This is a genomic window from Cnuibacter sp. UC19_7 (assembly GCF_042699995.1).
In the GTDB taxonomy this organism is placed as follows: Bacteria; Actinomycetota; Actinomycetes; order Actinomycetales; family Microbacteriaceae; genus Cnuibacter.
In genome coordinates this window covers 1,818,741-1,840,106 of the sequence record NZ_CP170560.1, presented here as the reverse complement: position 1 = coordinate 1,840,106, position 21,366 = coordinate 1,818,741, and the positions used below count along the sequence as shown (strand labels likewise).

The window sequence follows — 21,366 nt, the reverse complement described above, 5'->3', positions numbered from 1 at the left end:
CGGTGCAGCAGGATGCGGTCACTCGACGTCGGCGACCGCGGTGCGGGGCAGCAGCGGCACGACGAGGAGGCAGACGGCGAGGATCGCGAGCAGGACGATCAGGGTCGCCGACACGGCGCCCACCTCGCCGCCGGGCAGCAGCGTGAGGAAGATGCTCGTGACGAGTGCCGAGCCGATGCCGTTGGCGACCTGCTGCACGGCGCTGAGCGACCCGCTGGCGGAGCCCGCCTCGTGCGCATCCACGTCGCCGAGCGCGGTGTTGAAGATGGAGCTGAAGCAGATTCCGGCGCCCAGGCCCATGAAGAGAGTGGCGATGGCGAGCTGCCACCAGGTCAGGTCGGCTCCGGTGGCCGTGACGAACGCCAGCATCAGGCCGACGCCGACGAGGATCGCGCCGAGTCCGAGCACGACCAGGCGACGGGCGAGCTTGACGATCAGCGCGGCGGCAATGCCCGATCCGCCCATGATGCCGAGGGTGAGGGGGATGAGGCTCAGCGACGTCTGAGTGGGGGAGTAGCCCAGGCTGAGCTGAAGGAAGAGCGAGATCACATACATCAGGCCGCTGAAGCCGGCGAAGACGAGCAATCCGACGACGAGCCCTGCGGTGAATCCGCGGTTCGCGAGCAGGGTGCGGGGCAGCAGCGGATCCGATGTGCGTGCCTGTCGCCAGACGAAGCCGGCGAAGACCACCGCGCCGACGGCCAGGGCGGTGATCGCGAGGGGCCCCCATCCATCGCTCGAACCCTCGATGAGACCGAACAGCACGCCGAAGAGGGCGGCGACGAGCAGCACGCTGCCGAGGACGTCGATGCGTGTGGCCGGCCGCGGCGCGACACGCGGCAGGAACTTCACCGCCATGCCCAACGCGACCCCGCCGAGGACGAGGTTGATGAGGAAGACCGGACGCCACTCGAGACCGAACAGGTTCGCATCGATCAGCAGGCCGCCGAGGATGGGGCCCGCGACCGCGAACACGCCGAGCATCGGGGCGAACACGCCGAACGCCTTCTGCAACGCGGGCTTCGGGAAGGTGGCCGTCATGATCGCCATGCCCTGCGGGATGAGGAAGGCGCCGAAGACGCCCTGCGCGACGCGGGCGCCGATCAGCATCTCGGGCGACAGTGCCAGGCCGGCCGCGGCCGAGGCGGCGACGAAGCCCGCCATCCCGATGAGGAAGGTGCCGCGCTGCCCGAACTTGTCACCGATGCGGCCACCCAGCACGAGGAGCGAGCCCAGCGCGAGGGCGTAGGCGGCGCCGAGCCACTTGATGACGCTCTCGTCCGCGCCGAGGTCGGCGACGATCGAGGGCGCCGCGATGTTGGTGATCGTCGAGTCGATGAGGTCCATCGCGTCGGCGAGGAGCACCACGATCAGCGTCAGCCAGACGCCCTTGGTGGTCAACGTCGGTGTCGGCGTCGTCATCTGTGTGCTGGTCACGGTCGTCCCTCCGTGCATCCGATCGGATGCCACGAACAGCATCGTAACGAACATGTTCGTCACGATCAACCGCTACGGTGGAGACATGGCCCGACCAGAACCGATCAGCCGACGAGATCGGCCCGCGAAGCCCCCTCTCTCGCGTGCCGCGATCCTCGATGCGGCGGTCGCGATCGTGCAGCGCGACGGGGCCGGTGCGCTCACCATGCGCCGTCTCGCGACTGAGCTCGACACCGGGCCGGCGTCGCTCTACGTCTACGTCCGCAATACGACGGAGCTGAATGCGCTGCTCATCGACCGGTACCTGTCGGAGCTCGACCTCTCATGGGATGGGCGTGAGGCCTGGCGGGATCGGCTGCAGCGGGTGGTGGATGACTACGCCGCTCTGCTCGCCAGTCAGCCCGGACTGGCCACGGCGGCGCTCACGACCTGGCCGGATGGGCACCACTACCTCGACCTGCTCGAGCTGCTGATGCGGCTGCTCGCCGCGGCGGGCGTCGACACGGAGGCGGCGGCCCGCGGGGTGGACCTCCTGCTCCAGCACGCCACCGCATCCGCCGCCGAGTGGGCGGCTCACGCGACACCGGCGGGCCAGGAGCTCGCCGACCTCACGGAGACGCTGGAGTCCGCGACCGCGGAGCGGCATCCGACGCTGCACGCCGCGGGGGCGGCGGTGTTCACCTCGGGGACGCCGGAGGAACGGACGCGGTGGGCGACCACGGCGATCGTGAACGGGATCCTGGAGAGCGGGCGGGGGTAGGGGCTCCGGGTGGTGGGCCTGCGGCGCGTGCTGGCGTCGCCACCTCGCGCGGGTGGGTTCGAGTGCGGGCGGCGTTCGAGGGCTCGCTACCCCAGCGCTGACGCGGCCGCGCGGAGGTCCGCCAGTGCGGCGAGCGCGTAGGGGGCGAGCGTGTCGTCGTCGCCCCGGTCGGCTTCCGACCAGTGGGCGTAGCCCTGCTTGAAGGCGAGCACACCCATCTCGGCGGCCAGGTGTGCGACCGGCTTCGCCACGCCGCGCTGGAGGAGCGCCTCGCTCATCGCGGCGGCCATCCCCACGCTCTTGAGCGCGTCGCGCTCCTGCAGCTCGCCGCTCGCGGCGACGGCGGCGCGGATGCGAGGGCCGAGATCACGGTTGGCGGGCCCCATCATCGCGGACGCCCGCTCGAGGCCGGAGGCCACCGCGTCGATCGCCGAGGCGTCGGTGGGCGCGACGGCGATGCCCTCGGCGAGGAGTGTGCTGAGCGCTTCCTGCCCGGCGACGAGCAGCTCCCGCTTGTCGGGGAAGTGGCGGAAGAACGTGCTCTTCGTCACGCCGGCGCGCTCGGCGATCTGCGCCACCGTCGTGTCGTCGTAGCCCTGCTCGGTGAACAGCTCGACCGCGGCGACGACGAGGCGCTCTCGCGCACCCGGCTCCCATCGACCCATGAGGCGATCTTACGTGATGGGACAAATGTCCCATCACGGGTGTACGGTGATGGGACAAAAATCCCATCACTTGATCGGAGTCTCCATGTTCGTCTTCGTCACCGGCGGAACCGGCACGATCGGCACCGCCGTGGTCGCCGAGCTGCTCTCGCACGGCCACACCGTGCTCGCCCTCGCCCGTTCGGACGCGTCCGCCGCCGCTCTCACCGCCGCCGGAGCGACACCGCTGCGCGGATCGATCACCGACCTCGACGTGCTGCGCGAAGGTGTCGCCCAGACCGAGGGTGTCATCAGCCTCGCCTTCGGCCACGACCTCGACGCGCCCGGCGCCCTCGAGCGCAGCATCGCCGAGGAGGCCGCCGCCATGGAGGCACTCGGCACCGCACTCCTGGGAAGCGGACGGCCGATCGTGACCGTCTCGGGCACCCCCTGGGTGGAGGGTCGACCCTCGACCGAGCAGGATCCGCTGCCCGAGGTCGGTCCGGTCGCCGGACGCTCGCGCTCGGTGAACGCGCTGCTCGCCCTCGCTTCGCAGGGCGTCCGGGCCTCGGCCGTGCGGATGCCGCGCACCGTCCACGAGAACGGTCGAGGTGGATTCGCGGGGCTGCTCACCGAGGCGGCTCGCGCCCGCGGTGCGGTCGGGTACCCGGGCGACGGCGCTCAGCGCTGGCCGTCGGTACACGCGCGCGATGCGGCGTCGCTGTTCCGCGTCGCCCTCGAGTCGGCGCCCGCGGGGACCGCGTGGCACGCGGTGACGGATGAGGGGATCGCGGTGCGCGACATCGCTGCGGTGATCGCGCGGCGGCTCGGGATGGAGACGGAGCAGGTGCCCGAGGAGGAGTTCGGGCCGTTCGGGCCCATCTTCGCGATGGATCAGCCCGCGTCGAGCGCTCGCACGCGGGAAGAGCTGGGGTGGACGCCGACGCACCCGGGGCTGCTGGAGGATCTCGAGAACCTCGAGTCGTGAAGCGGTTCCACTGGTCGGGCGGGTATGTGGAGGGCTCTCGAGTACCTCGGTCTGTGGGGCGGCTCCGCTGGTCGGGCGCGCGTGGAGGTTCTCGAGTACCTCGGGCCGTGGGGCGGCTCCGCTGGTCGGGCGCGCGTGGAGGTTCTCGAGTACCTCGGGCCGTGGAGCGGCTCCGCTGGTCGGGGGCGTGTGTGGAGGTCCTCAAGTACCTCGGGCGGTGAGGGGCTTCGCCGGAGGGGCGCGGGTGGAGGATCTCGAACTTCGAGTCGGCACAGGGCCTTGCAGGTCGGGCGCGAGCGATCGACCTACCTCGGCTGCCTGGGGAGGCGGACGGGCTAGAAGGGTGCATGTTCGGGGAGTGGTTGTGGGATGCGGATGCGTGCGAGGAGGGCTCGGCCGCGTGCGGTCATGGCCGGCCCGGGGTCCGGTTCAGGTTGGGGTTCGGGCGTCCCCGAGTCGGATTTGGGCTCGTGGGGGTCTGAGTCGCGGGCGCGGTCGAGTATGGCGTGGGCGCGTTCGGTGGCGTCGGTGAGGTCTTGGCCGGGTGGTCGTGTCTGGGCGACCTGGCCGAGGGGGCTGGTCCAGGTGAGTGTCCGGTCGGGGTCTTGGGCGGCGTCCCAGTCGGTGGCGTGTTTGAGTCGGTGATGTCGCCGACAGAGATGGGCGAGGTTGTCGGTGTCGGTGTCTCCTCCGTCTTCCCACGCCGTGGTGTGGTCCGCATCGGCGGTGATCGCGAGCCGGTTGCAGCCCGGGAACCGGCATCGTTCATCCTCGACCCTGAGCTGTCGGCGCAGCGCGGTGGGGAGCCGGTAGGACGCCCGCCCGATGGAGATGGTCTCTCCGGTATCGGGTCGGATGAGGATCCGGGTGAACGCGGGCGCTGCGGCAGCGAGCCGGCGGGCGGTGTCGGGGTCGATGGGCCCGTATCCGCTCAACTCGCCCGCCTCCTCGCTCACCCCGGCGAGGGTGACCGCGGGGACGGTGACCATCAGCTCGACGGCGGCGCCGCCCGTGGCCGCCGCTGTTCCGAGGAGGAGGTCGACGGCGGCGTCGGCGCGCAGTTGCGGGATCGTGCGGGTCTCATCCGATTCCGCGGCCAGCGCGCGGGCGTGGTGGTGCAGGCGCGCGTCGATGGCGAGGATGTTCTCCGCGGCGGCGAGGAGGTGAAAGTGGGCCATCCCGTCGCGTTCCTCCGTGATCCACGCCGAGCGTTCCTCGCGTGCCTGTCGTGCGCGGGTGGTGATGGAGTCGGGGTGGAGTCGTTCCCGGATCCGTCGGGCGAGGTTGTCGAACCGGGCCGGGTTCAACCGGGTCGCAGCCGGCAGCGCCGCCGCCTCGAACGCTTCCCATGTCTCGGCGGGCAGCGTGTTGAGGTGGGTGACGAGCTTGTGCACGTGCTGCCGGGAAATGTCCCCGCTAGCGAGGGCGTCGAGGGTCGCGGGGAGGCAGGTGATGGTCTCGGCGTCGCAGGTCTCGATCTGCACGAACCGTTCCGACACGTGGAGCGCGACCGCGACTTCGGCGGTCATGGAGCGGCGTTGCATGTCCCGTGCTTCGGCGACACGGTCGGGGTGGAGGAGTTCGGCGAGCTGGTCCGCGGTGGAGGCGAACTCTGCCAGCAGACGCATCCGCTCGGCGTGCAGCGCGGCCTCCGCGCGGCGGCCCTCCTCCAGCCGTTCCAGCAGGGAGCGTTGTGTCGCTTCCAGGGCGGTGATGGCGGGGTCGGAGGCACGTGCGGGGGTGAACCGGGGTGTCCGGTTCTCGGGGCGCATCTCCTCTGTCATGAGAGATACTCAACCACGTGCCACTGACATCCGGTGGTCCGTGGCGCGAGGTGGGGAGAACCGCGGGGCGGTTCTCCCGTTGTGCAGGAATCGTGGCCACCTCGGGCGAGTGGTCACCGTCGGGCAAGGACGTCTCGACCGGTTTCAGTCGCACGGATGGCCAGGTATGGTCGCTTTGCGGAGAGGCGAAGGGGCGCCTATATAGCTACGTAGAAGGTCTCAGGATGCGTCCGGGGTGACGGGGAGGCTGTGCCAGGTGTCGAAGGCGACGGCGGCGGCGGCCTCTGCGTCGCGTGCCGCGCAGAGTTCGATGAGTCGGTCGTGGGCGTCGACCGAGCGCTGGGCGTCGTGTGACGCGAAGCGCATCCGCTCGACCCTGCGGACGACCGGGCCGAAGTGCTCCAGCACCGACTCCACCGCCTCGTTGCCGAGCGCGGTGACCGGGACGGCGTGCAGCCTCTCGTCTGCATCCAGGGCGGCCGCGACGTCACCCGTCTTGAGGGCGGCGGCGAAGTCGCGGTTGGCCGCGCGCATCCGCTCGAGGTCATCGTCGGTCAACGTGGACACGGTCTCCCGCACCGCGAGCTGATGCATCGCCGCGAGGACGTCACGGGCGTCGCGGACCTTGCGCTCGTCGATCGTGCTCACCGTCGTCGAACGGCCCGGCTGCGTCTCGACCAGGCCGCTCGTCGCCAAGCGGAGAAGTGCCTCCCGCACCGGGGTTCGGCTGACGCCCAGCCACGCGGCGAGGTCGACGTCCTTGAGCTGCTCACCCGGCGCGAACGTGCCATCAACCAGGGCATCTCGGAGGCGCGTGTACACGTCGTTACGGAGCAGCGAGCGTCCGAGGGGAGATGAACCAGTGGGGATGGGCATGCAATATATTGCGCACATTCTGCAGGCGACGGCAAATCCATCGCCGACGGGAATGAATACTCGCTGTTGCGTATTGCTATCAGTACGCAATATATTGCGTATCAAATCGAGAAGGGACTCCCCATGACCACCACCGTGTTCCAGCCCGCAGCAGACCAGCCCACCGTCGTCCTCGTCCACGGCGCCTTCGCCGAATCGGCGAGCTGGAACGGCGTCGTCGAGCGCCTGCAGGCCGAAGGGCTCCCTGTCCTCGCCGTCGCCAACCCGCTGCGCGGGCTCGCCGCCGATGCTGAGTACCTCCGCACCGTGATCGACCACATCGACGGGCCGGTCGTCGTCGCCGGGCACTCGTACGGCGGATCCGTGCTCAGCGAGGCGACCGAAGGGGCGGAGAACGTCCGCGCGCTGGTGTACATCGCGAGCTTCCAGCTCGAGCCCGGCGAGAGCACAGGCGAGCTCGCCGCCAAGTTCCCGGGCGGAGTGCTCGGCACGGCCCTCAGCCCCGCGGCCTTCACATTCGGCGGATTCAGTGGCGACGATCTCTACATCGAGCAGGACAGGTTCAACGAGATCTTCGCCTCCGACGTCCCGGCTTCCACCGCCGCCCTTCTCGCCGCGACCCAGCGCCCGATCGCTGCGTCCGCCCTCGCCGACACCGCCACCAAGGCCGGCTGGAAGACCATCCCCTCCTGGGCGATGATCACCCTCCGCGACCTCGCGATCCCGGCGGACTCGATGCGCTTCATGGCGGAGCGGGCCGGTTCGCGCTCTGTCGAGATCGACGCCTCGCACGCGGTGACCGTGTCGCAGCCCGGTGCAGTCGCCGACCTCATCCTCGAGGCCGTGCGAGAGACGAACCACTGACGATGCACGCCCAGCGGAGGCGCACCCCGAATATGTCGGCGGTACGGATGCGAGAGTTCGGCTTCCGGATCGAGGGGCGCCGCTGATGGGACCCGCGGTGTTCGGGATCCCGCTCTGGGCCGAACTGGTGGCCGCCGGACTCGGCGGCCTCCAGGGCGCGCTCTTCGCGGCGGGCTTCCGTGAGCGCCGCATCGACGTGCTCGGGGTCGTCGCGATCGGGATCGCTGTCGCCCTCGGCGGAAGCCTGCTGCGCGACCTCATTCTCAACCAGCCGCCCGTCGTGGTCTGGAGCAGCTGGTACCTGCTCGTCGCCGGACTCGCTGCCCTCGTCGGGATGACCGCCGGTCCGCTCGTGAAGCGCGCGGGGTGGGTGGTGATCATGCTCGACGCCCTCGTGATCGGCATCTTCGGAGTGATCGCCACCACGAAGGCCCTCTCGCTCGGTGTCGGCGCGATCGGCGCACTCCTCGTCGGGATCATCGGGGCGGTGGGCGGCTCGCTCGTCCGAGACCTGCTGCTCGGACTGCCGGTGTCGTTCCTCCAGGTCGGCTCGCTGTTCGCGGCGGCCGCCGGCGCCGGGGCCGCCGTCCTCATCCTGCTCGTGACGCTCGGCGTCAGCGTGCCCGTCGCGGGCGTGATCGGCGTGGCCGTCACAGCCCTCCTTCGGCTCGCGGCCGTGCGGTTCGACTGGCGCTTCCCTGAACAGCGCGCGCTGCCCTGGCCGTGGCGCTCTCGGCCCCGGATGCGCGGTGCCGGCGGATGACAGCCCACCCGCATCCGCGCTGAACATATGTGCAGATCCGCCTGATCGGGTCATCGACACGTGATGCGTTCGCTAGGTTAGCGACCAGTCACTACGTATAAGGAATGCAATGAAGCACATGACACAGCGCCGCAACGCGATCTGGCTCGCCGTCGCACTCGCGCTCTGCCTGCTGTCGGCCATCGGGTCGTCGCTCATCCAGACGGCGGGCGGTCACGTCACCGTCAAGGACATGCTGTGGGAGACGTCGTCCGGAGAGTCGCTCAGCGCTCTTCTGTTCAAGCCCGACAGCGCGACCGACGAGAACAAGGCGCCCGCGATCGTCGTCAGCCACGGTTGGTGGAACAACCGCGAGATGCAGGACGCGAACTACGTCGAGCTCGCCCGCCGCGGCTACGTCGTCGTCTCGATCGACATGTACGGCCACGGCAACTCCGACCCGCTCGCCAACGCGGACATCCCCGTCAACGGCACGGGCATGTACGACGCGGTGAAGCTCGTCGCCGACCTGCCGTACGTCGACACCGGCCGCATCGGCATCGAGGGGCACTCGAACGGCGCCCGCGCCGCGAACTACAGCGTCCTCGCCGACAACGCCGCCGACACGCAGCTCATCTCCTCCGTGCTCCTCGTCGACAACGAGGCCTTCTACAAGGATGCGGACGGCGCCTACACGAACATCTACGGCAGCCGCGACGTGGGCCTCGTCGCCGACCAGTACGACGAGTTCTTCTTCCGCAGCTACGACGCCGAGGGCGACGCCATCACGAAGCCCCGTGACTTCGTCACCACTCCGAACGCGCAGTCCTTCCTGAACTTCGGCGCCGACCCGTCGAAGGGCGGCACGCAGGAGCGCGCGGCCGGGCAGTTCTACACCGACGACGTCGACGGCACCGAGGCCGACCGCATCCTCTACACGCCGGCCCAGACGCATCCGTGGGGCCCGTTCTCGAAGCAGACCACGACCGACGTGATCGACTACTTCGATCACACACTCAGCGCCCCGAACCCGATCGCATCCGGTTCGCAGGTGTGGCAGTGGAAGGAGGCCTTCAACGCCGTCGGGCTCGTGGGCTTCGGCATCTTCCTCGTCGCGTTCGCCCGCGCACTGCTCTTCACCCGTGCGTTCGCAGGCCTGCGCCGCACCGAGGAGGAGCCGGCCCGGCCCCTCGCTCGCAAGGGGCTCGTCTGGTTCTGGGCGACCATGGTGGTCTCCGCCGTCGTATCGGGCGTCACGTACGTCGCGCTCTCGCAGAACGACGACATCGGCGCGCTCGCGTTCAACTCCGTGCCGTCGATGTTCCCCCAGGGCGCGGTGTTCTTCATCGCCCTCTGGGCGGCCATCAACGGCGGTGCGGCCCTGCTGATCATGCTGATCTCGTACTTCGCGATCGGACGCAAGGCGGGCGTCGACCTCCGCGCCGGCGGCATGCTGCCCGGATGGAAGAAGTTCTTCCAGGCCGTCCTCCTCGGCCTCGTCGTCGTGGTCGCGGCCTTCGGGATCGTCGCCGTCGTGAACTACTTCTTCACCAGCGACTTCCGCATCTGGGTGCTCGCCATCAAGTGGTTCACGCCCGACAAGGTCCCGCTGGCACTGCTCGTGCTGCCGTTCTTCCTGCTCTACTTCTTCGCCAACTCGATCGCGGTGAACGTCTTCAACCGCTTCACCCTCGGCGGACGCGAGTGGATCAACACGGCCGTCCTCGCCCTGTTCAACGCCCTCGCGCCGATCGTGCTCGTGGTCGTGCAGTACTGGACGTTCTTCGCCAGCGGCGAGCTCGTGCCCGGATTCGGCGGCATCTTCAGCATCTGGCTGTTCCCCGTGATCGTCATCCTCGCGGTGGCGGCCGTGGTGTCGCGGAAGCTGTACCGCGTGACGAACAACCCCTACCTGGGCGGGTTCATCATGGCGGCGACCGTGAGCCTGGTGTCGGTGACGAACACGCTCACCGTCGTGAGCTGATGCTCGTGCGCCGCGGTCGGCTCGTGCGCCTCGCCCGGGCCGTGCGCCGCGGTCGGTCAGTGCAGCAGCTCGAGACCGACCGCGGTGCGCACCACCAGGCGGGTGCCGCGGGCGAACATCTCGTTCACCTCGTCGGCGCTCGCCCCCGTGAGCTCGCGACTGAGCTCGAGGGAGCGGTGGAGGCGGCGCGCGACCACCTCGCGTATGCGCGGATGAGTGGCGGATGCCGCCCACGCCTGCAGCTGGAAGCGCAGCAGATCGGCCTCGGCGATCGTGGTCTGGAAGGCAGCGCCGATGTCGTCGAGCGACCCGGGTCGCCCCTCCGCTGCCGCGTGATCGAGAAGGGCCTTCGCGTTCGCCTCGATGAGGTCGTAGCAGAGCTCCACGCAGGCGACGAAGAGGCCCATCTTGCTCGTGAAGAGCTTGAAGAGGTACGGCTGCGACACACCGAGGGCGTCGGCGACCACGCTGACCGGAGTGCCGTCGTAGCCGCCCTTCGCGAAGTGCGAGAGCGCCTCCCGGGTGGCCTCGAGCCGCCTCTGGTCGGCCTTGGTGGTCATGGGGGAACGCTATCGCATGCGGTGCGAGCGGACCCTGGGCCAGGAATGGCCTGAGGCGGGAAGGGTTCATCGGCCACACGGGGAGTCCACGCCCCGGTCGATGAGCGCAAGGGGGAGCGCCGCCCGAGATCGGCGCTCCCCCGGATCGCGTCTCGGTCCGCTTCTCCGTGGTGATCGCATCGGAGCATGGGCGGAACTGGCCCGTGAGGGGGCTCCACCGGAGCTCGCTGGCGAACGAAAAATGAGGTATGCTCGCTTGATCTCACGGCCCACCGAAGAGAGGAGCACCGCGTGGACGTTCTCGGCAACGCCTGGGTGCTCGTCGCGGTCGTGGCCGGGGTGATCGTGCTGATGGTCGGCGGCACGGTCGCCCGAGTCGCGATGACGCATCGCACCATCGGTCGTCTGTCGGACCTCGGTCAGTCATCCGGAACGTCCGCTCCCCCTGCGGCGCCTCCCGCGGGGTACCCGCTCAGCGGTGTCGGGGTTCAGGTGGTCGGGGACGCCTCCACGATGACCGAGGTTCAGCGTGCGAAGCTGAGAGCGCTCGGCATCGAACTGCCACCGCCGGACCAGACAGAGGTCGTCGCGTCGAGGAGTGTGCTCGACGACATCGAACGGCTCGCCGCGCTGCGCGACTCGGGGGTGCTGACGTCGGACGAGTTCGAGGACCAGAAGCGCAGAGTGCTGGGAACGGACACGTGATCCCCTTCGACACCTCGTCGGTGCTGTGGGGAACGGTGCTCACCGTCGTCTTGGGTGGGTTGACCAGCCTGATCATCCCGATCGCGCTGTTCTTCGTGATCCGTCGACTACGACACGGCGGTTCCGGCGGCAAGCCCATCGCCGACGGCGTGCGGGGCACGGCCCAGGTGGTGTCGGCCTCGATGAACCATGGGGGCAATTCGTTCCAGCTGGGGACGATGACACTGGTCATCAGTGTGCCCGGCAAGCCGGCCGTCTCTGCTTCCTATCGTGGGCTCATCTCGGCGGCCAAGTGGCCGATGCCCGGCGCAGTCCTCCCCGTGCTCGCCGATCACAGCGATCCGCGGCGCTTTGAGATCCTCTGGGACGAGGTGGCGACCAACGCCTCCCTCTCGGCCGGGCTCGGCGAGCTCATCGCGCAGCAGATGAACGCGGCGTCAGCCACGCCGATGCCCGCTGCATCCACGCAGAGTGCGAGGGGCGACACGGCCCACGACGGCGAACCCGGCGACATCATCGACCAGCTCGAGCGACTCGCCGCTCTTCGCGCCTCCGGCGCGCTCTCCGAGGCGGAGTTCGCGCGGCTGCGCGAGGAGGTCATCAAGAGAGGCGAGTGACGAAGCGGTGGCCGGGTCACCGACCCGGCGCTCGCGGGCTCGCCCGCGGGCTAGTGAGCGCGGTGCGAGCGTCGGCGACGGCGAGGGCGGCTGAGGATGTTGAGGACCGTGAGGGCGCGGAGGGCGAAGCGGCGGCTGATCCGGCCGCCGCTTCCCGCGCGGAGGAGTCGCAGGGTGAGCTGCGACGCGACCGCCCGGGCGATCGCGCGCGCCTCCCTGCCCTGGGCGGGGATGCCGAACACTCGCGTGGCCTGCGAGACGAGCGTGCCGAGCAGGAGCCGTCCGATGACGGTGTCCTGCATGTCGAGCACGGCGGTGTCGAGCGTGTAGGCGCCGGGGCGAGGGGACTGGTTGCGGGGGAGCGGGCGTCCGAGCAGGGCGGCGAAGTCGGCCGCGGGGAAGCGCCGCTCCGCCGAGGGTGCACGGTACGCCTCGGGGGCGTCCCGGGCCGCGGAGACGGTGCCAGCCTCTGCCCGCGCGACTCCCTCCGTTCGCACGACGCCCTCTGCCCGCGCGACGCCCGCGGCCCGGGCATCGCCGCCGGCTTCGGCGACAGGAAGATCATCGACGGCCCCGACCGCGGCCGCGAAGAGCGGCTCCTCGACCTCGACGTCGTCGCGCCACATGATGTCGCGCGACGAGCGTGCGACGCGTACCTCATACCGGCCCGTGTCCATACGCCAGCCGTGTGCGGCTGCGTCCCAGAACTCGAACGAACGCGGGCCGAGCTCGATCCGCACCCGCTCGGAGGCGCCCGGCTCCAGCTCCACCTTCGCGAACCCGCGCAGCTCCTGCTCCGGGCGGAACACCGCGCCGGGGTCGGCGTGCACGTAGACCTGCACCACATCCGACCCGAGGCGCGAGCCCGTGTTCGTCACGGTCACCTCCACCGCGAACGACCCCGCGGGCCGGTCCGGGAGCGGGGTGACCCGCGCATCCGACCACGTGAACGTGGTGTACGACAGCCCGTGCCCGAACGGGAACGCGACCGCAGCGTCGACGCTGTCGAACCAGCGGTAGCCGACGTAGAGGCTCTCGCGGTACTCGATCGTGGCCGGCCCGTTGGGCAGGCGTGCGACCGGATGGTCGTCGTACCGCTCGGGGAACGTCTCGGCCAGACGCCCCCCGGGCTCGGCGGCGCCGGTGAGCACATCGGCCAGCGCGCTGCCGCCCGCCTGGCCGCCGAGGTACGCCTCGACGACGGCCGCGACCTCGCCGCGCCACGGCATCTCGACGGGGGAGCCGTTCTGCAGCACGACGATCGTGGCCGGGTTCACCCGCGCCACGGCGCGGATGAGCACCTCGTGGGCGTGAGGCAGACGCAGGTGGCGGCGATCGACGCCCTCGGTCTCGAACGTCTCCGGAAGCCCCGCGACGACGACCGCCACATCCGCCTCGCGGGCGCGGGAGACGGCCTCCTCGATCCGATGGCGCGACGGCGGAGAGGTGCCGAGCAGCCGGGCGTACCCGGGCGAGTAGGTGACGGCGGCCTCGCCCAGCGCCTCCGTGAGCGAACTCCGCAGGGTGTCGAGCCGGGTCGGCGTGACGTGCGAGCTGCCCGCACCCTGGTAGCGGGGGTCGTCGGCCATCGCGCCGATGAGCGCGACCGTCGAGCCCGGCTTCAGGGGCAGGATCCCGTCGTTCTGCAGAAGCACGGTCCCCGCCGCGGCGACCCGGCGCGCGAGCGTGTGGTGCGCATCCGCCCCCGACGGCACAGCATGCGGATCGCCGGAGGACGCATCCGCGTGGCTGAGCACCAGGGCGAGGATGCGCGAGACCGCGGCGTCGAGATCCGCGCGGGACAGACGGCCCGAGGCGAGGGCGTCGAGCACGAGGTCGTCGTCGCTGCGCCCGAGGCCGGGCATGGTGAGGTCCAACCCGGCGGGGATCGAGACGATCCGATCCCAGACGGCGCCCCAGTCGGAGACGACGACACCGTCATAGCCCCATTCGTCGCGCAGGATCGTCGTGAGCAGCTCGCGGTTCTCGGCGCAGTGCTCGCCGTTCAGCAGGTTGTACGCCGCCATCACGGTCTCCGGACGCTCGCCCGTCACGATGGGCTCGAAGCACGCGAGGTACAGCTCACGCAGGGCGCGCTCGTCGACGATCGAGTCGACGCCGTAGCGTCGCCGCTCCGTCTCGTTGGCGGCGAAGTGCTTCAGCGAGACGCCCACCCCGGTGCTCTGCACACCGGCCGTCCAGGCCGCGCCGAGCGTGCTCGTCACGAGCGGATCCTCCGAGAAGTACTCGAAGTTGCGCCCACCGGCCGGGCTGCGCTTGAGGTTCACACCCGGGCCGAGCAGCACCGCGATCCCGTGGTCGAGCGCCTCGCTGCCCAGCGCCTCCCCGACCTCGCGGACGAGCGCGGCATCCCAGGTCGAGCCGAGCGTCACCGCCGTCGGGAAGCACGTCGCCGGATGCGCGTCGAACATCGACATCTGCGCATCCTCACGCGGACGGCGGACGCCGTGCGGCCCGTCGCCGAGCCTCACCGACGGGATGCCCAGCCGCGACACCGCGGCAGTGGTCCACGTGTCGGCGCCGGCGGTCAGGGCGACCTTCTCCGCATCCGTCATCGCCGCGAGCAGGTCTCGGATGCGCGAATCGGTCATGTGGACTCCCGGTCACCATCGTAGGTGCGTCTGGCAGACTGAGCCGCACCTCGACCGAAGGGCGTCGCCGTGACCGACACCGTTGTTCCCGCCACCGCTGGTCCCACCACCCTGCCCACCGTCTCTCTCGTGATCCCCGCCTACAACGAGGAGGAGAGCATCGGGAAGTGCCTCGTCGCCGCCATCGAGCAGACGGTGCCGTTCCACGAGATCATCGTGGTCGACAACAAGTCGACCGACAACACCCGCGCCGCCGTCGAGGCGATGGCCACGGCCTTCCCGGATGCGGGCATCCGCCTGGTCACGCAGGACGCCGAGCAGGGCATCACCCCGACCCGCAACGCGGGCTTCAACGCGGCGACAGGCGACGTGATCGGGCGGATCGACGCCGACACCGCGCTGTTCCCGAACTGGGTGGAGCAGGTGCAGCGGGCCTTCGCGTCGGGTGACTTCGTCGCGGCGAGCGGGCCGGTCGAGTACTACGACATGCCGCTGCGGAGGCTCGGGCACAAGGCGGACGACGGGTTCCGCAAGATCCAGGTGAAGCTCGCCGGCGACTACGTCTTCCTGTTCGGGACGAACATGGCGATCACCCGGTCCGCGTGGATCGCGGTACGCGACGACACCTGCGCCGACCGCGAGGACCTCATGCACGAAGACCTCGACCTCGCCGTCCACCTCGCGCTGCGGGGCCTCAAGATCGGGTACGTCTCCGCGATGGTGGTCGGGATGTCGGCGCGGCGGCTCGACTCCGCGCCGAAGGACTACTTCTACTACGTGGAGCGCTTCCGGCGCACGTACGAGGCGCACGGCATCCGCGACATCAGGCTGCTCGCGCCGATGGCGGTGTTCCTCGGGATCTACCCCGCGCTGCACCTCGAGCGGCAGCTGCGCGAGCACCGCACCGCGCGGCAGTGGGGCGGCGTGCCGAAGGCCGCCGCGACTCCTGAGAGCTGACGCTCCCGCTGCGGGCCGCCCGCGCGGGCGCGGCCCCGCGCGGGGCTGGAGTTGGGGCGCGGCTACGCGCGGGGGGCGCTGAGGGCGGCGACGAGACGGTCGACGCCGTAGGCCCAGGCACGGTCGACGTCGCCGCCGAGGCGGAAGCTGCCGTTGAGCTCCATGCTGATGAACCCGGTCGCCCAGGCGGTCAGGGTTCGTGCGGCCTCGAGCGCATCCGCGTCGCCCGCCAGGCCCTCGGCCGCGCGGAGGAGTGCGGCGCTCGACGCGGCACTCAGCTCCCGATCGGCGACGGGGATGCCGGGGCCGGGCGTCATCACGAGCTGGAACGCGGCCGGGCGCTCCTTGCCGAAGGCGCGGAAGCGGCCCAGCACATCCGCCGCCGTCTCGGCGTCGTCGACACGTTCGGTGAGATCGCGGAGCGTGGCCTCGGCGACAAGGCGGATGAGCTCCTCGCGGCTCTGCACCCGCTTGTAGAGCGACGGCGCGCGGACGCCCACCCGCGTCGCCACCGCCTGCATGGTCACGCCGGCGAGCCCGTCCTCCTCGAGCAGGTCGCGGGCGGCGGCCACGATGGCGTCGAGGGAGGTGCGATCGGGGGTGGGCATGATCCGAGTATAGCTATTGACAGTAGCCATGATAGCTATGTATCGTAGCCATCATGGAACTCGCTCCGCACCTGCACCGCATCGGCAACGACATCGTCGCGGCCTACCTCATCGACACGGATGAGGGCATCACCGTCATCGACGCCGGCCTCCCCGGCCACTGGCGCGACCTGCTCGCCGAGCTGAAGGCGATGGGGAGGAGCGTCGATGAGATCCGCGGCGTCATCCTCACGCACGGCGACTCGGACCACGTCGGCTTCGCCGAGCGGCTGCGGCGGGAGCACGGGGTGCCGGTGTACGTGCATCCGGGCGACGCGGAGCGGGCGAAGGGTGCCCCAAGCCGAAGAACCCCACCGGGCCGCTGCGCGTGGGCCCCCTGCTCGGCTTCGCCGCGTACTCGGTGCGGAAGGGCGGCGCCCGACCGGTGTGGCTCACCGAGGTGGTCGAGGCGCGGTCGGGCGACGTCCTCCCGCTCCCGGGGGCGCCGGAGATCATCGGGATGCCGGGGCACTCTCCCGGCAGCATCGCTGTGCACGTGCCGTTCGTCGACGCCGTGTTCGTGGGCGACGCGCTCACCACGCGTCACGTGCTCACCGGCGCCGAGGGGCCCGCGCCGGCACCGTTCACCGACGCGCCCGGGGAGGCGCTCGCGTCGCTTCGCGCGCTGCTCCCCACGCACGCGACGTGGGTGCTCCCCGGTCACGGCCGCCCGTGGGCGGGTGGCGTGGAGTCCGCGGTGGAGTCCGTGGAGCGCGCCGCGTCCGTGTCCTGAGCCTGAGCCTGAGCCTGACGGCGCGCCCGACCGACGCGGGGAGTGCTACGGCGGGTGGAGTCAGCGCCGCTTCAACCGAGCCTCGAGTTCGAGTCGATCGAGGAGCTCGGGGCGCTTCTCTCCGTTCAGCTCACGCAGAAGATCGTCGGGCATCAGTTCGTAGTGATTGCCCCACTGTCGTTTGGTCTTCGAGTTGATGATCTTGTAGCCGCCGGGCACTCCGACGGCGACGAACCGCTTCCTGGTCACCGCGCCGATCTTGGCTGAGTTTTGATCAGTTTAGCGGAGAGGTGATGCGCAGGTGGCGGGCTGCAGCGTCGAGGGGGCGCGTCAGAACGGCCAGAGCGCGCCCGGGCCGCCGACGGGGAGGGTGATCGCGGCGAGGGCCGCGAGCGCCGTGGCTGCGCCGCCGACGACGAGGGCGAGGATGCGGTGGGCCCGGATGAGCCGCCACGAGCCCGTCCGGGTGAGGAGCGCGTGCTCCTCGCCGACCACGACGCCCCGCCTCAGAGCCCATCCCGGCGCGACGCCCACGATCGTGACGCCGAGGAAGGCGAAGGCGCTCAGCGAGAAGAAGGCGAGGTCGTCCCCGCCGAGGATCGCCGTCACGCCGGTGAGGATCCCCACCGCCGCTACCGCGGAGTAGCCCACGAAGAGCGTGGTCTGACGCACCAGCCTGAACTCCGCCGCCTCGCGGGCGACGAGGGTCGCGTCGGCTGCGCGACCGGTCGCCGAGCGCAGCGTGGATCCGTCGTCCGACCGAGGGATGCGATCCGCCGCGACCGGCCCGACCGCATCCGCGGTGAGCGACCCTCGCGCGGCCATGCCGAGACCTGCGCCCGTGGCGACGAGCTCGCGCCGGATCCGGTGCCGGCGCAGCGCGCCACCCGCGATCACCACGACACCCACCACCGGGCCCGCATAGAGGAGCGGATACGCCAGCAAGTAGGTCACGGCGATCCCCGGCACGGCGACGACGAGACACAGCACCGGGGCGATCGCGCCGAGCACCCAGAGCGCCACCCGCCCAGGACGCCTCGGGTAGCGGGGCGTCCCGGCCGCGGCCTCCACTCCGGTGTCGGTCATGGCCCCAGGGTACGCGTGGCGACCAGGCGCGCATCCGAACCGGAAGGATGGAACCCGCGCAGGGGGCGCGGACAGTAGGGGATATGGGGACGGGACACTTCGACGAGGAGGCCACGTGGGCGCGCGCCCGCGACGGTGACTCCTCCGCCTTCGCGGCGCTGTTCGACCGGCATCGCGACCGGGTGTTCGGGCAGGCGCTGCGGCTCATCCGGACGCCGCACGATGCGGAGGACGTGACGGCGATGGTGTTCCTGGAGGCGTGGCGCCGACGCGCGTCGGTGCGTGTGGTGGACGGTTCGATCATCGCGTGGCTGCTCGTCACCACGAACTACGTCGTCCGCAACCAGACGCGCAGCGCCCGCCGCTACCGCGAGGCGCTGCAGCGCATCCCCGCACCGGCCGACTCCGATCAGCCCGATGAGACGGCGGAGGTGGACGACCGGCTCGACAACTCGACACGCGACGCGCAGGTGCGGGCCGCCTTCGCGAAGCTCACCCCGAACGACCAGGACGTCATCACGCTCTGCCTGCTCGAGGAGCTGCCGATGGAGCAGGCCGCCGCGGTGCTGAAGGTCCCCGTCGGGACCGTCAAGTCCCGACTCTCCCGCGCCCGCCAGCGGCTCGGAGCCCACATCACCGACCTGCTCGAGGGTGGTCGTGTCGAGGGCGCGACCGTCCTCGACCCGGCCGGACCCGCCACTCGGGAGGGCGGTTCCACGAACCCGCCGGCCGATTCCACGACCCCGCCCACCGGATCCACGACCACGTCAGGAGGTGCAGAGCGATGACCGGACCCAGCTTCGACCAGGACCGCAGCGACGCCATCCGCGCCATGCTGGTCGACACCGTCGACACGTCGCCCGCCCGCGAGCACCGCCGTCGGGCTCGCCTGATCCTGCTCGCCGTCCTCGCCGCGCTCGGCATCGGTCTCGGATCGAGCGCCGTCGCCGTCGCGGTGGGCGGCATCGACCTCTTCGGGCCGCCCGCCGCGACCCAGGCGGCGGTGGACCCGGCCGCGTCCGCGACGCCGACCGCCACACCCACCCCGTCCGCCACGCCGACGCGGGAACCGCATCCGCTCGTCGTGACCGGCGACCCGATCTCGCCCCGCGACGTCCTGGCCGCTCCGCCCGCGACTCCGGCGTGGACGATCGAGGTGCCCGGAGCCGGGGACCCGTGCCAGCCGGTGAGTGTGCTCGACGTGTCGGATGGCTTCGCGCTCGTGAAGAGCGGCCCGACGCGCCTGCCTGAAGACCTCGGCACGAACGGATGCGCACCGGCGGAGACTCGGCTGTGGCTCTCGCTGGTCGACACCCGCGACGGCACCATCGTGTGGACCCGCGACTGGACCTGGCCCTTCGCGCAGGAGACGATGCCGCAGAGCGACGTCTCGTTGCTCGGCACCTCGGGCACGGTGCTGGTCCGCACGATCCTGCTGGGTGTTCCCCCGACCGAGCCGTATCCCTTCGAGGTGCCCAACGAGGTGCTCGATCTCGCGACAGGGTCGACGCTGGGCGAGGTCGCCTTCGCGAACCAGTACGACGCCCGTCCCCGGGTGGAGCCGGTGGCGGACGACTCGGGCGACGTGCTGGTGAGCCGACAGACCGACGCCGGCACGTCGGAGGTGCTGCGGGCACATCCTCTCGACCTCTCGGCGCCGGTCTGGTCGATCCAACTGCCGTCCGCTCACGCCGGGTTCGCGGCGGCGCCCTCCGACAGTTCGGTGCTGCCGATCACCTACGTGGACGGGGGCAAGTCGATGATCGAGGTGGTCGACGTCGAGACGGGCGCCGTCATGCATCAGGGCCCCACGGACCGTCAGTACGACTTTCGCGACGGGGTCACCCTCCGACTGCGCAGCGGTGACAACAAGCAGGTCTCCGTGGCCGGCATCGATGCGGCGGGCAACGAGTTCTGGAGCCGGGACGACCCCGCGGGCATCATGGTCGGGCATGTGTCGGAGACCAGAGCGAACCCGCTCGCGAAGTTCCAGTCCTCCTCCGTGGTGCCGATCATGCACGCTGACGGGCGCCTCGAGCTCGTCGACGGGCTCACCGGCGAAACTGGATGGATCGCCGACGGGTCTGGGTGCGACAGGGGGCTCGCGGACTTCCAGCTCACCCCGGACGGGTTCCTCATCCAGTGGGTGAGCAGTCCGAATGAGCTCTACGTCCAGGAGCCGCGCGTCGCAGCGTGCGCGTTCACGCCCGAAGGAGAGCTCACGGACGCGGGTTCCCATGCTGACCTCCGGCCCGACTACACCTCGCCCAGCGGATCGGCCGCCGCGTACGACCTCGAGGGCGGCTGGGGCACCGGCGGTCTCGCCACCTACAAGTACCGCAGCCCCGAGGGCACCGTCCCGACGGGCACCGTGAGGGATGCGATCACCGGCCAGGTGCTCTGGACCAGACCGATCGCCTCGGATGAGTACTGGACCTTCGCCGGCGGGTATCTCGTCGGACTCTCGGGCGGGACGATGTTCGGGCTCGGTTGAGCAGGTGACTCCGGCGGACGCTGACCCGTGGGGGGAGCGGCGACCGCCGGGCGCTCGAGCGGGGGCTCGGGCGCGACCGGTGGCCGTGGGCGGGGGTGCCCACGGCCACTGGCATACGTGACGCCGAGGCGGAGGCTGAGGCGAAGCACGACAGAGCGGCAGCCCGCCCGCCGCCATCCGCCCGCCGCCGTCCGCCCGACCTCGCTAGGGTGAGGGCGTGGAAGAGGCGCAGCAGTACGTGCGATGGCGGGCGTCGGTGGGCGCCGAGCCGGAGGCCGTGATCCGGGAGTTGACCTACTCGGGATGGGCGCAGCCCGCCGCGACGGCGCTCGTCGCCGGGGTGTGGCCGCCCGTGAAGGGACGCGGGCAGTGGATGCTCGTGGTGACGCTCGTGATGGGTGTCGCCATCCTGGTCGTGACGGTGCAGCTGCTGGTGTCGGTGTGGGCGTACCCCGGGGGTCCGCGCGCGACGTACGCGCTGCTCGAGGGGATCGGGCCCGCCTTCGGCAACTACCTGCTGGTGACGGTGCCGCTGTGGCTGATCGGCCTCGTGCTCCTCATCGTGCACCTCAGCACGGCCCGCCGCGGCTGGGCGACGGTGAAGCTCGTCAGCCCGCGATCGAGCGCACTGCGGGCGCGCACGACGCTGCTCACGTTCTCGTGGATCCTCATCATCGGCAACCCGATTCTCAGCGCGGTGGTGTGGGTGGTGCTCCTCGTGCAGTACGTCGCGCTCGGCGTGATGTGCGGCGAGGCGGTCAGCGCCACCTGCGGGATGGGCGGCTCAGCCACCTGACCGCGTCCCCGCCAGAAAGGCCCTCTGTCGCCACGGGGCATCCGGCCCCTAGCATGAGGGGCGGATGCGGGCGCCGACGC

At 70.8% G+C, this 21,366-nt stretch carries 21 protein-coding genes and 1 pseudogene; 13 read left to right on the top strand and 9 right to left on the bottom strand.

Annotated elements, in window-relative coordinates; all coding sequences use genetic code 11:
- Positions 1 to 18 precede the first annotated feature (18 nt).
- Entirely contained in the window at positions 19 to 1,491 is a 1,473-nt protein-coding gene (locus tag ACFJGV_RS08625; RefSeq protein WP_378148349.1) for an MFS transporter, read from the bottom strand.
- On the opposite strand from ACFJGV_RS08625, the gene ACFJGV_RS08620 reads away from it, so the two are divergent.
- The gene (locus tag ACFJGV_RS08620; protein WP_378148348.1) at positions 1,490 to 2,197 is read left to right on the top strand and encodes a TetR/AcrR family transcriptional regulator; all 708 of its coding nucleotides are present in this window, start codon (positions 1,490 to 1,492) and stop codon (positions 2,195 to 2,197) included. The two genes, ACFJGV_RS08625 and ACFJGV_RS08620, sit on opposite strands and share 2 nt — an antisense overlap.
- 86 nt (positions 2,198 to 2,283) lie before the next feature.
- Here ACFJGV_RS08620 and ACFJGV_RS08615 read toward each other — a convergent pair whose 3' ends face one another.
- The gene (locus tag ACFJGV_RS08615) at positions 2,284 to 2,862 is read right to left on the bottom strand and encodes a TetR/AcrR family transcriptional regulator (protein WP_378148347.1); all 579 of its coding nucleotides are present in this window, start codon (positions 2,860 to 2,862) and stop codon (positions 2,284 to 2,286) included.
- An 85-nt stretch (positions 2,863 to 2,947) separates the two neighbouring features.
- Between ACFJGV_RS08615 and ACFJGV_RS08610 the strand changes: the two genes are divergently transcribed.
- A complete protein-coding gene (locus tag ACFJGV_RS08610; RefSeq protein ID WP_378148345.1) occupies positions 2,948 to 3,829 on the top strand; it encodes an NAD-dependent epimerase/dehydratase family protein in 882 nt (293 codons plus the stop codon).
- A 335-nt stretch (positions 3,830 to 4,164) separates the two neighbouring features.
- Here the strand turns inward: ACFJGV_RS08610 and ACFJGV_RS08605 are convergent, their stop codons facing one another.
- Together ACFJGV_RS08605 and ACFJGV_RS08600 are read right to left on the bottom strand one after the other, a co-directional pair.
- The gene (locus ACFJGV_RS08605) at positions 4,165 to 5,613 is read right to left on the bottom strand and encodes a DUF222 domain-containing protein (RefSeq protein ID WP_378148343.1); all 1,449 of its coding nucleotides are present in this window, start codon (positions 5,611 to 5,613) and stop codon (positions 4,165 to 4,167) included.
- 219 nt (positions 5,614 to 5,832) lie between these two features.
- On the bottom strand, positions 5,833 to 6,489 hold the full coding sequence (locus ACFJGV_RS08600; protein ID WP_378148342.1) for a GntR family transcriptional regulator: 657 nt from the start codon (positions 6,487 to 6,489) through the stop codon (positions 5,833 to 5,835).
- A gap of 123 nt (positions 6,490 to 6,612) precedes the next feature.
- Between ACFJGV_RS08600 and ACFJGV_RS08595 the strand changes: the two genes are divergently transcribed.
- From ACFJGV_RS08595 to ACFJGV_RS08585, 3 genes are all read left to right on the top strand, one after another.
- Positions 6,613 to 7,353, top strand: coding sequence for an alpha/beta fold hydrolase (locus ACFJGV_RS08595; protein ID WP_378148340.1), 741 nt, complete (start codon positions 6,613 to 6,615; stop codon positions 7,351 to 7,353).
- Positions 7,354 to 7,438: 85 nt separating this feature from the next.
- Positions 7,439 to 8,116 (top strand): trimeric intracellular cation channel family protein, encoded by a 678-nt coding sequence (locus ACFJGV_RS08590; protein ID WP_378148338.1) that lies wholly within the window; start codon positions 7,439 to 7,441, stop codon positions 8,114 to 8,116.
- 109 nt (positions 8,117 to 8,225) lie between these two features.
- A complete protein-coding gene (locus ACFJGV_RS08585) occupies positions 8,226 to 10,079 on the top strand; it encodes an alpha/beta hydrolase family protein (protein WP_378148336.1) in 1,854 nt (617 codons plus the stop codon).
- Positions 10,080 to 10,135: 56 nt separating this feature from the next.
- On the opposite strand, the gene ACFJGV_RS08580 is transcribed toward ACFJGV_RS08585, so the two are convergent.
- Positions 10,136 to 10,639: a TetR/AcrR family transcriptional regulator gene (locus ACFJGV_RS08580; protein ID WP_378148335.1), complete on the bottom strand. Its 504-nt coding sequence runs from the start codon at positions 10,637 to 10,639 to the stop codon at positions 10,136 to 10,138.
- A 291-nt stretch (positions 10,640 to 10,930) separates the two neighbouring features.
- Here ACFJGV_RS08580 and ACFJGV_RS08575 point away from each other — a divergent pair, with 291 nt between their 5' ends.
- The gene (locus ACFJGV_RS08575) at positions 10,931 to 11,344 is read left to right on the top strand and encodes an SHOCT domain-containing protein (protein WP_378148334.1); all 414 of its coding nucleotides are present in this window, start codon (positions 10,931 to 10,933) and stop codon (positions 11,342 to 11,344) included.
- Positions 11,341 to 11,961, top strand: coding sequence for an SHOCT domain-containing protein (locus ACFJGV_RS08570; RefSeq protein WP_378148333.1), 621 nt, complete (start codon positions 11,341 to 11,343; stop codon positions 11,959 to 11,961). Before ACFJGV_RS08575 ends, ACFJGV_RS08570 begins: the two co-directional genes overlap by 4 nt.
- A 50-nt stretch (positions 11,962 to 12,011) precedes the next feature.
- On the opposite strand, the gene ACFJGV_RS08565 is transcribed toward ACFJGV_RS08570, so the two are convergent.
- A complete protein-coding gene (locus tag ACFJGV_RS08565; protein WP_378148331.1) occupies positions 12,012 to 14,573 on the bottom strand; it encodes a beta-glucosidase in 2,562 nt (853 codons plus the stop codon).
- A gap of 69 nt (positions 14,574 to 14,642) precedes the next feature.
- Between ACFJGV_RS08565 and ACFJGV_RS08560 the strand changes: the two genes are divergently transcribed.
- Complete coding sequence (locus ACFJGV_RS08560) at positions 14,643 to 15,530, top strand: glycosyltransferase (RefSeq protein ID WP_378148330.1); 888 nt, start codon at positions 14,643 to 14,645, stop codon at positions 15,528 to 15,530.
- A gap of 62 nt (positions 15,531 to 15,592) precedes the next feature.
- Here the strand turns inward: ACFJGV_RS08560 and ACFJGV_RS08555 are convergent, their stop codons facing one another.
- Positions 15,593 to 16,138: a TetR/AcrR family transcriptional regulator gene (locus ACFJGV_RS08555; protein ID WP_378148329.1), complete on the bottom strand. Its 546-nt coding sequence runs from the start codon at positions 16,136 to 16,138 to the stop codon at positions 15,593 to 15,595.
- Positions 16,139 to 16,191: 53 nt separating this feature from the next.
- On the opposite strand from ACFJGV_RS08555, the pseudogene ACFJGV_RS08550 reads away from it, so the two are divergent.
- Both ACFJGV_RS08550 and ACFJGV_RS08545 read left to right on the top strand, forming a co-directional pair.
- Positions 16,192 to 16,416 (top strand): annotated as a pseudogene (locus ACFJGV_RS08550) (MBL fold metallo-hydrolase); the annotation flags it as partial.
- 89 nt (positions 16,417 to 16,505) lie between these two features.
- The gene (locus ACFJGV_RS08545; RefSeq protein ID WP_378148327.1) at positions 16,506 to 16,910 is read left to right on the top strand and encodes an MBL fold metallo-hydrolase; all 405 of its coding nucleotides are present in this window, start codon (positions 16,506 to 16,508) and stop codon (positions 16,908 to 16,910) included.
- A gap of 60 nt (positions 16,911 to 16,970) precedes the next feature.
- Here the strand turns inward: ACFJGV_RS08545 and ACFJGV_RS08540 are convergent, their stop codons facing one another.
- Complete coding sequence (locus ACFJGV_RS08540) at positions 16,971 to 17,159, bottom strand: hypothetical protein (RefSeq protein WP_378148325.1); 189 nt, start codon at positions 17,157 to 17,159, stop codon at positions 16,971 to 16,973.
- Positions 17,160 to 17,240: 81 nt separating this feature from the next.
- Positions 17,241 to 17,996: a hypothetical protein gene (locus ACFJGV_RS08535; RefSeq protein WP_378148324.1), complete on the bottom strand. Its 756-nt coding sequence runs from the start codon at positions 17,994 to 17,996 to the stop codon at positions 17,241 to 17,243.
- A gap of 83 nt (positions 17,997 to 18,079) precedes the next feature.
- On the opposite strand from ACFJGV_RS08535, the gene ACFJGV_RS08530 reads away from it, so the two are divergent.
- The 3 genes from ACFJGV_RS08530 to ACFJGV_RS08520 all read left to right on the top strand — a co-directional run bounded on the left by ACFJGV_RS08530 (position 18,080) and on the right by ACFJGV_RS08520 (position 21,286).
- The gene (locus ACFJGV_RS08530) at positions 18,080 to 18,784 is read left to right on the top strand and encodes an RNA polymerase sigma factor (RefSeq protein ID WP_378148322.1); all 705 of its coding nucleotides are present in this window, start codon (positions 18,080 to 18,082) and stop codon (positions 18,782 to 18,784) included.
- Positions 18,781 to 20,490: a hypothetical protein gene (locus ACFJGV_RS08525; RefSeq protein ID WP_378148320.1), complete on the top strand. Its 1,710-nt coding sequence runs from the start codon at positions 18,781 to 18,783 to the stop codon at positions 20,488 to 20,490. The genes ACFJGV_RS08530 and ACFJGV_RS08525 overlap by 4 nt, the downstream gene beginning before the upstream one ends.
- A 217-nt stretch (positions 20,491 to 20,707) precedes the next feature.
- Positions 20,708 to 21,286, top strand: coding sequence for a hypothetical protein (locus tag ACFJGV_RS08520; RefSeq protein WP_378148319.1), 579 nt, complete (start codon positions 20,708 to 20,710; stop codon positions 21,284 to 21,286).
- Positions 21,287 to 21,366 lie beyond the last annotated feature (80 nt).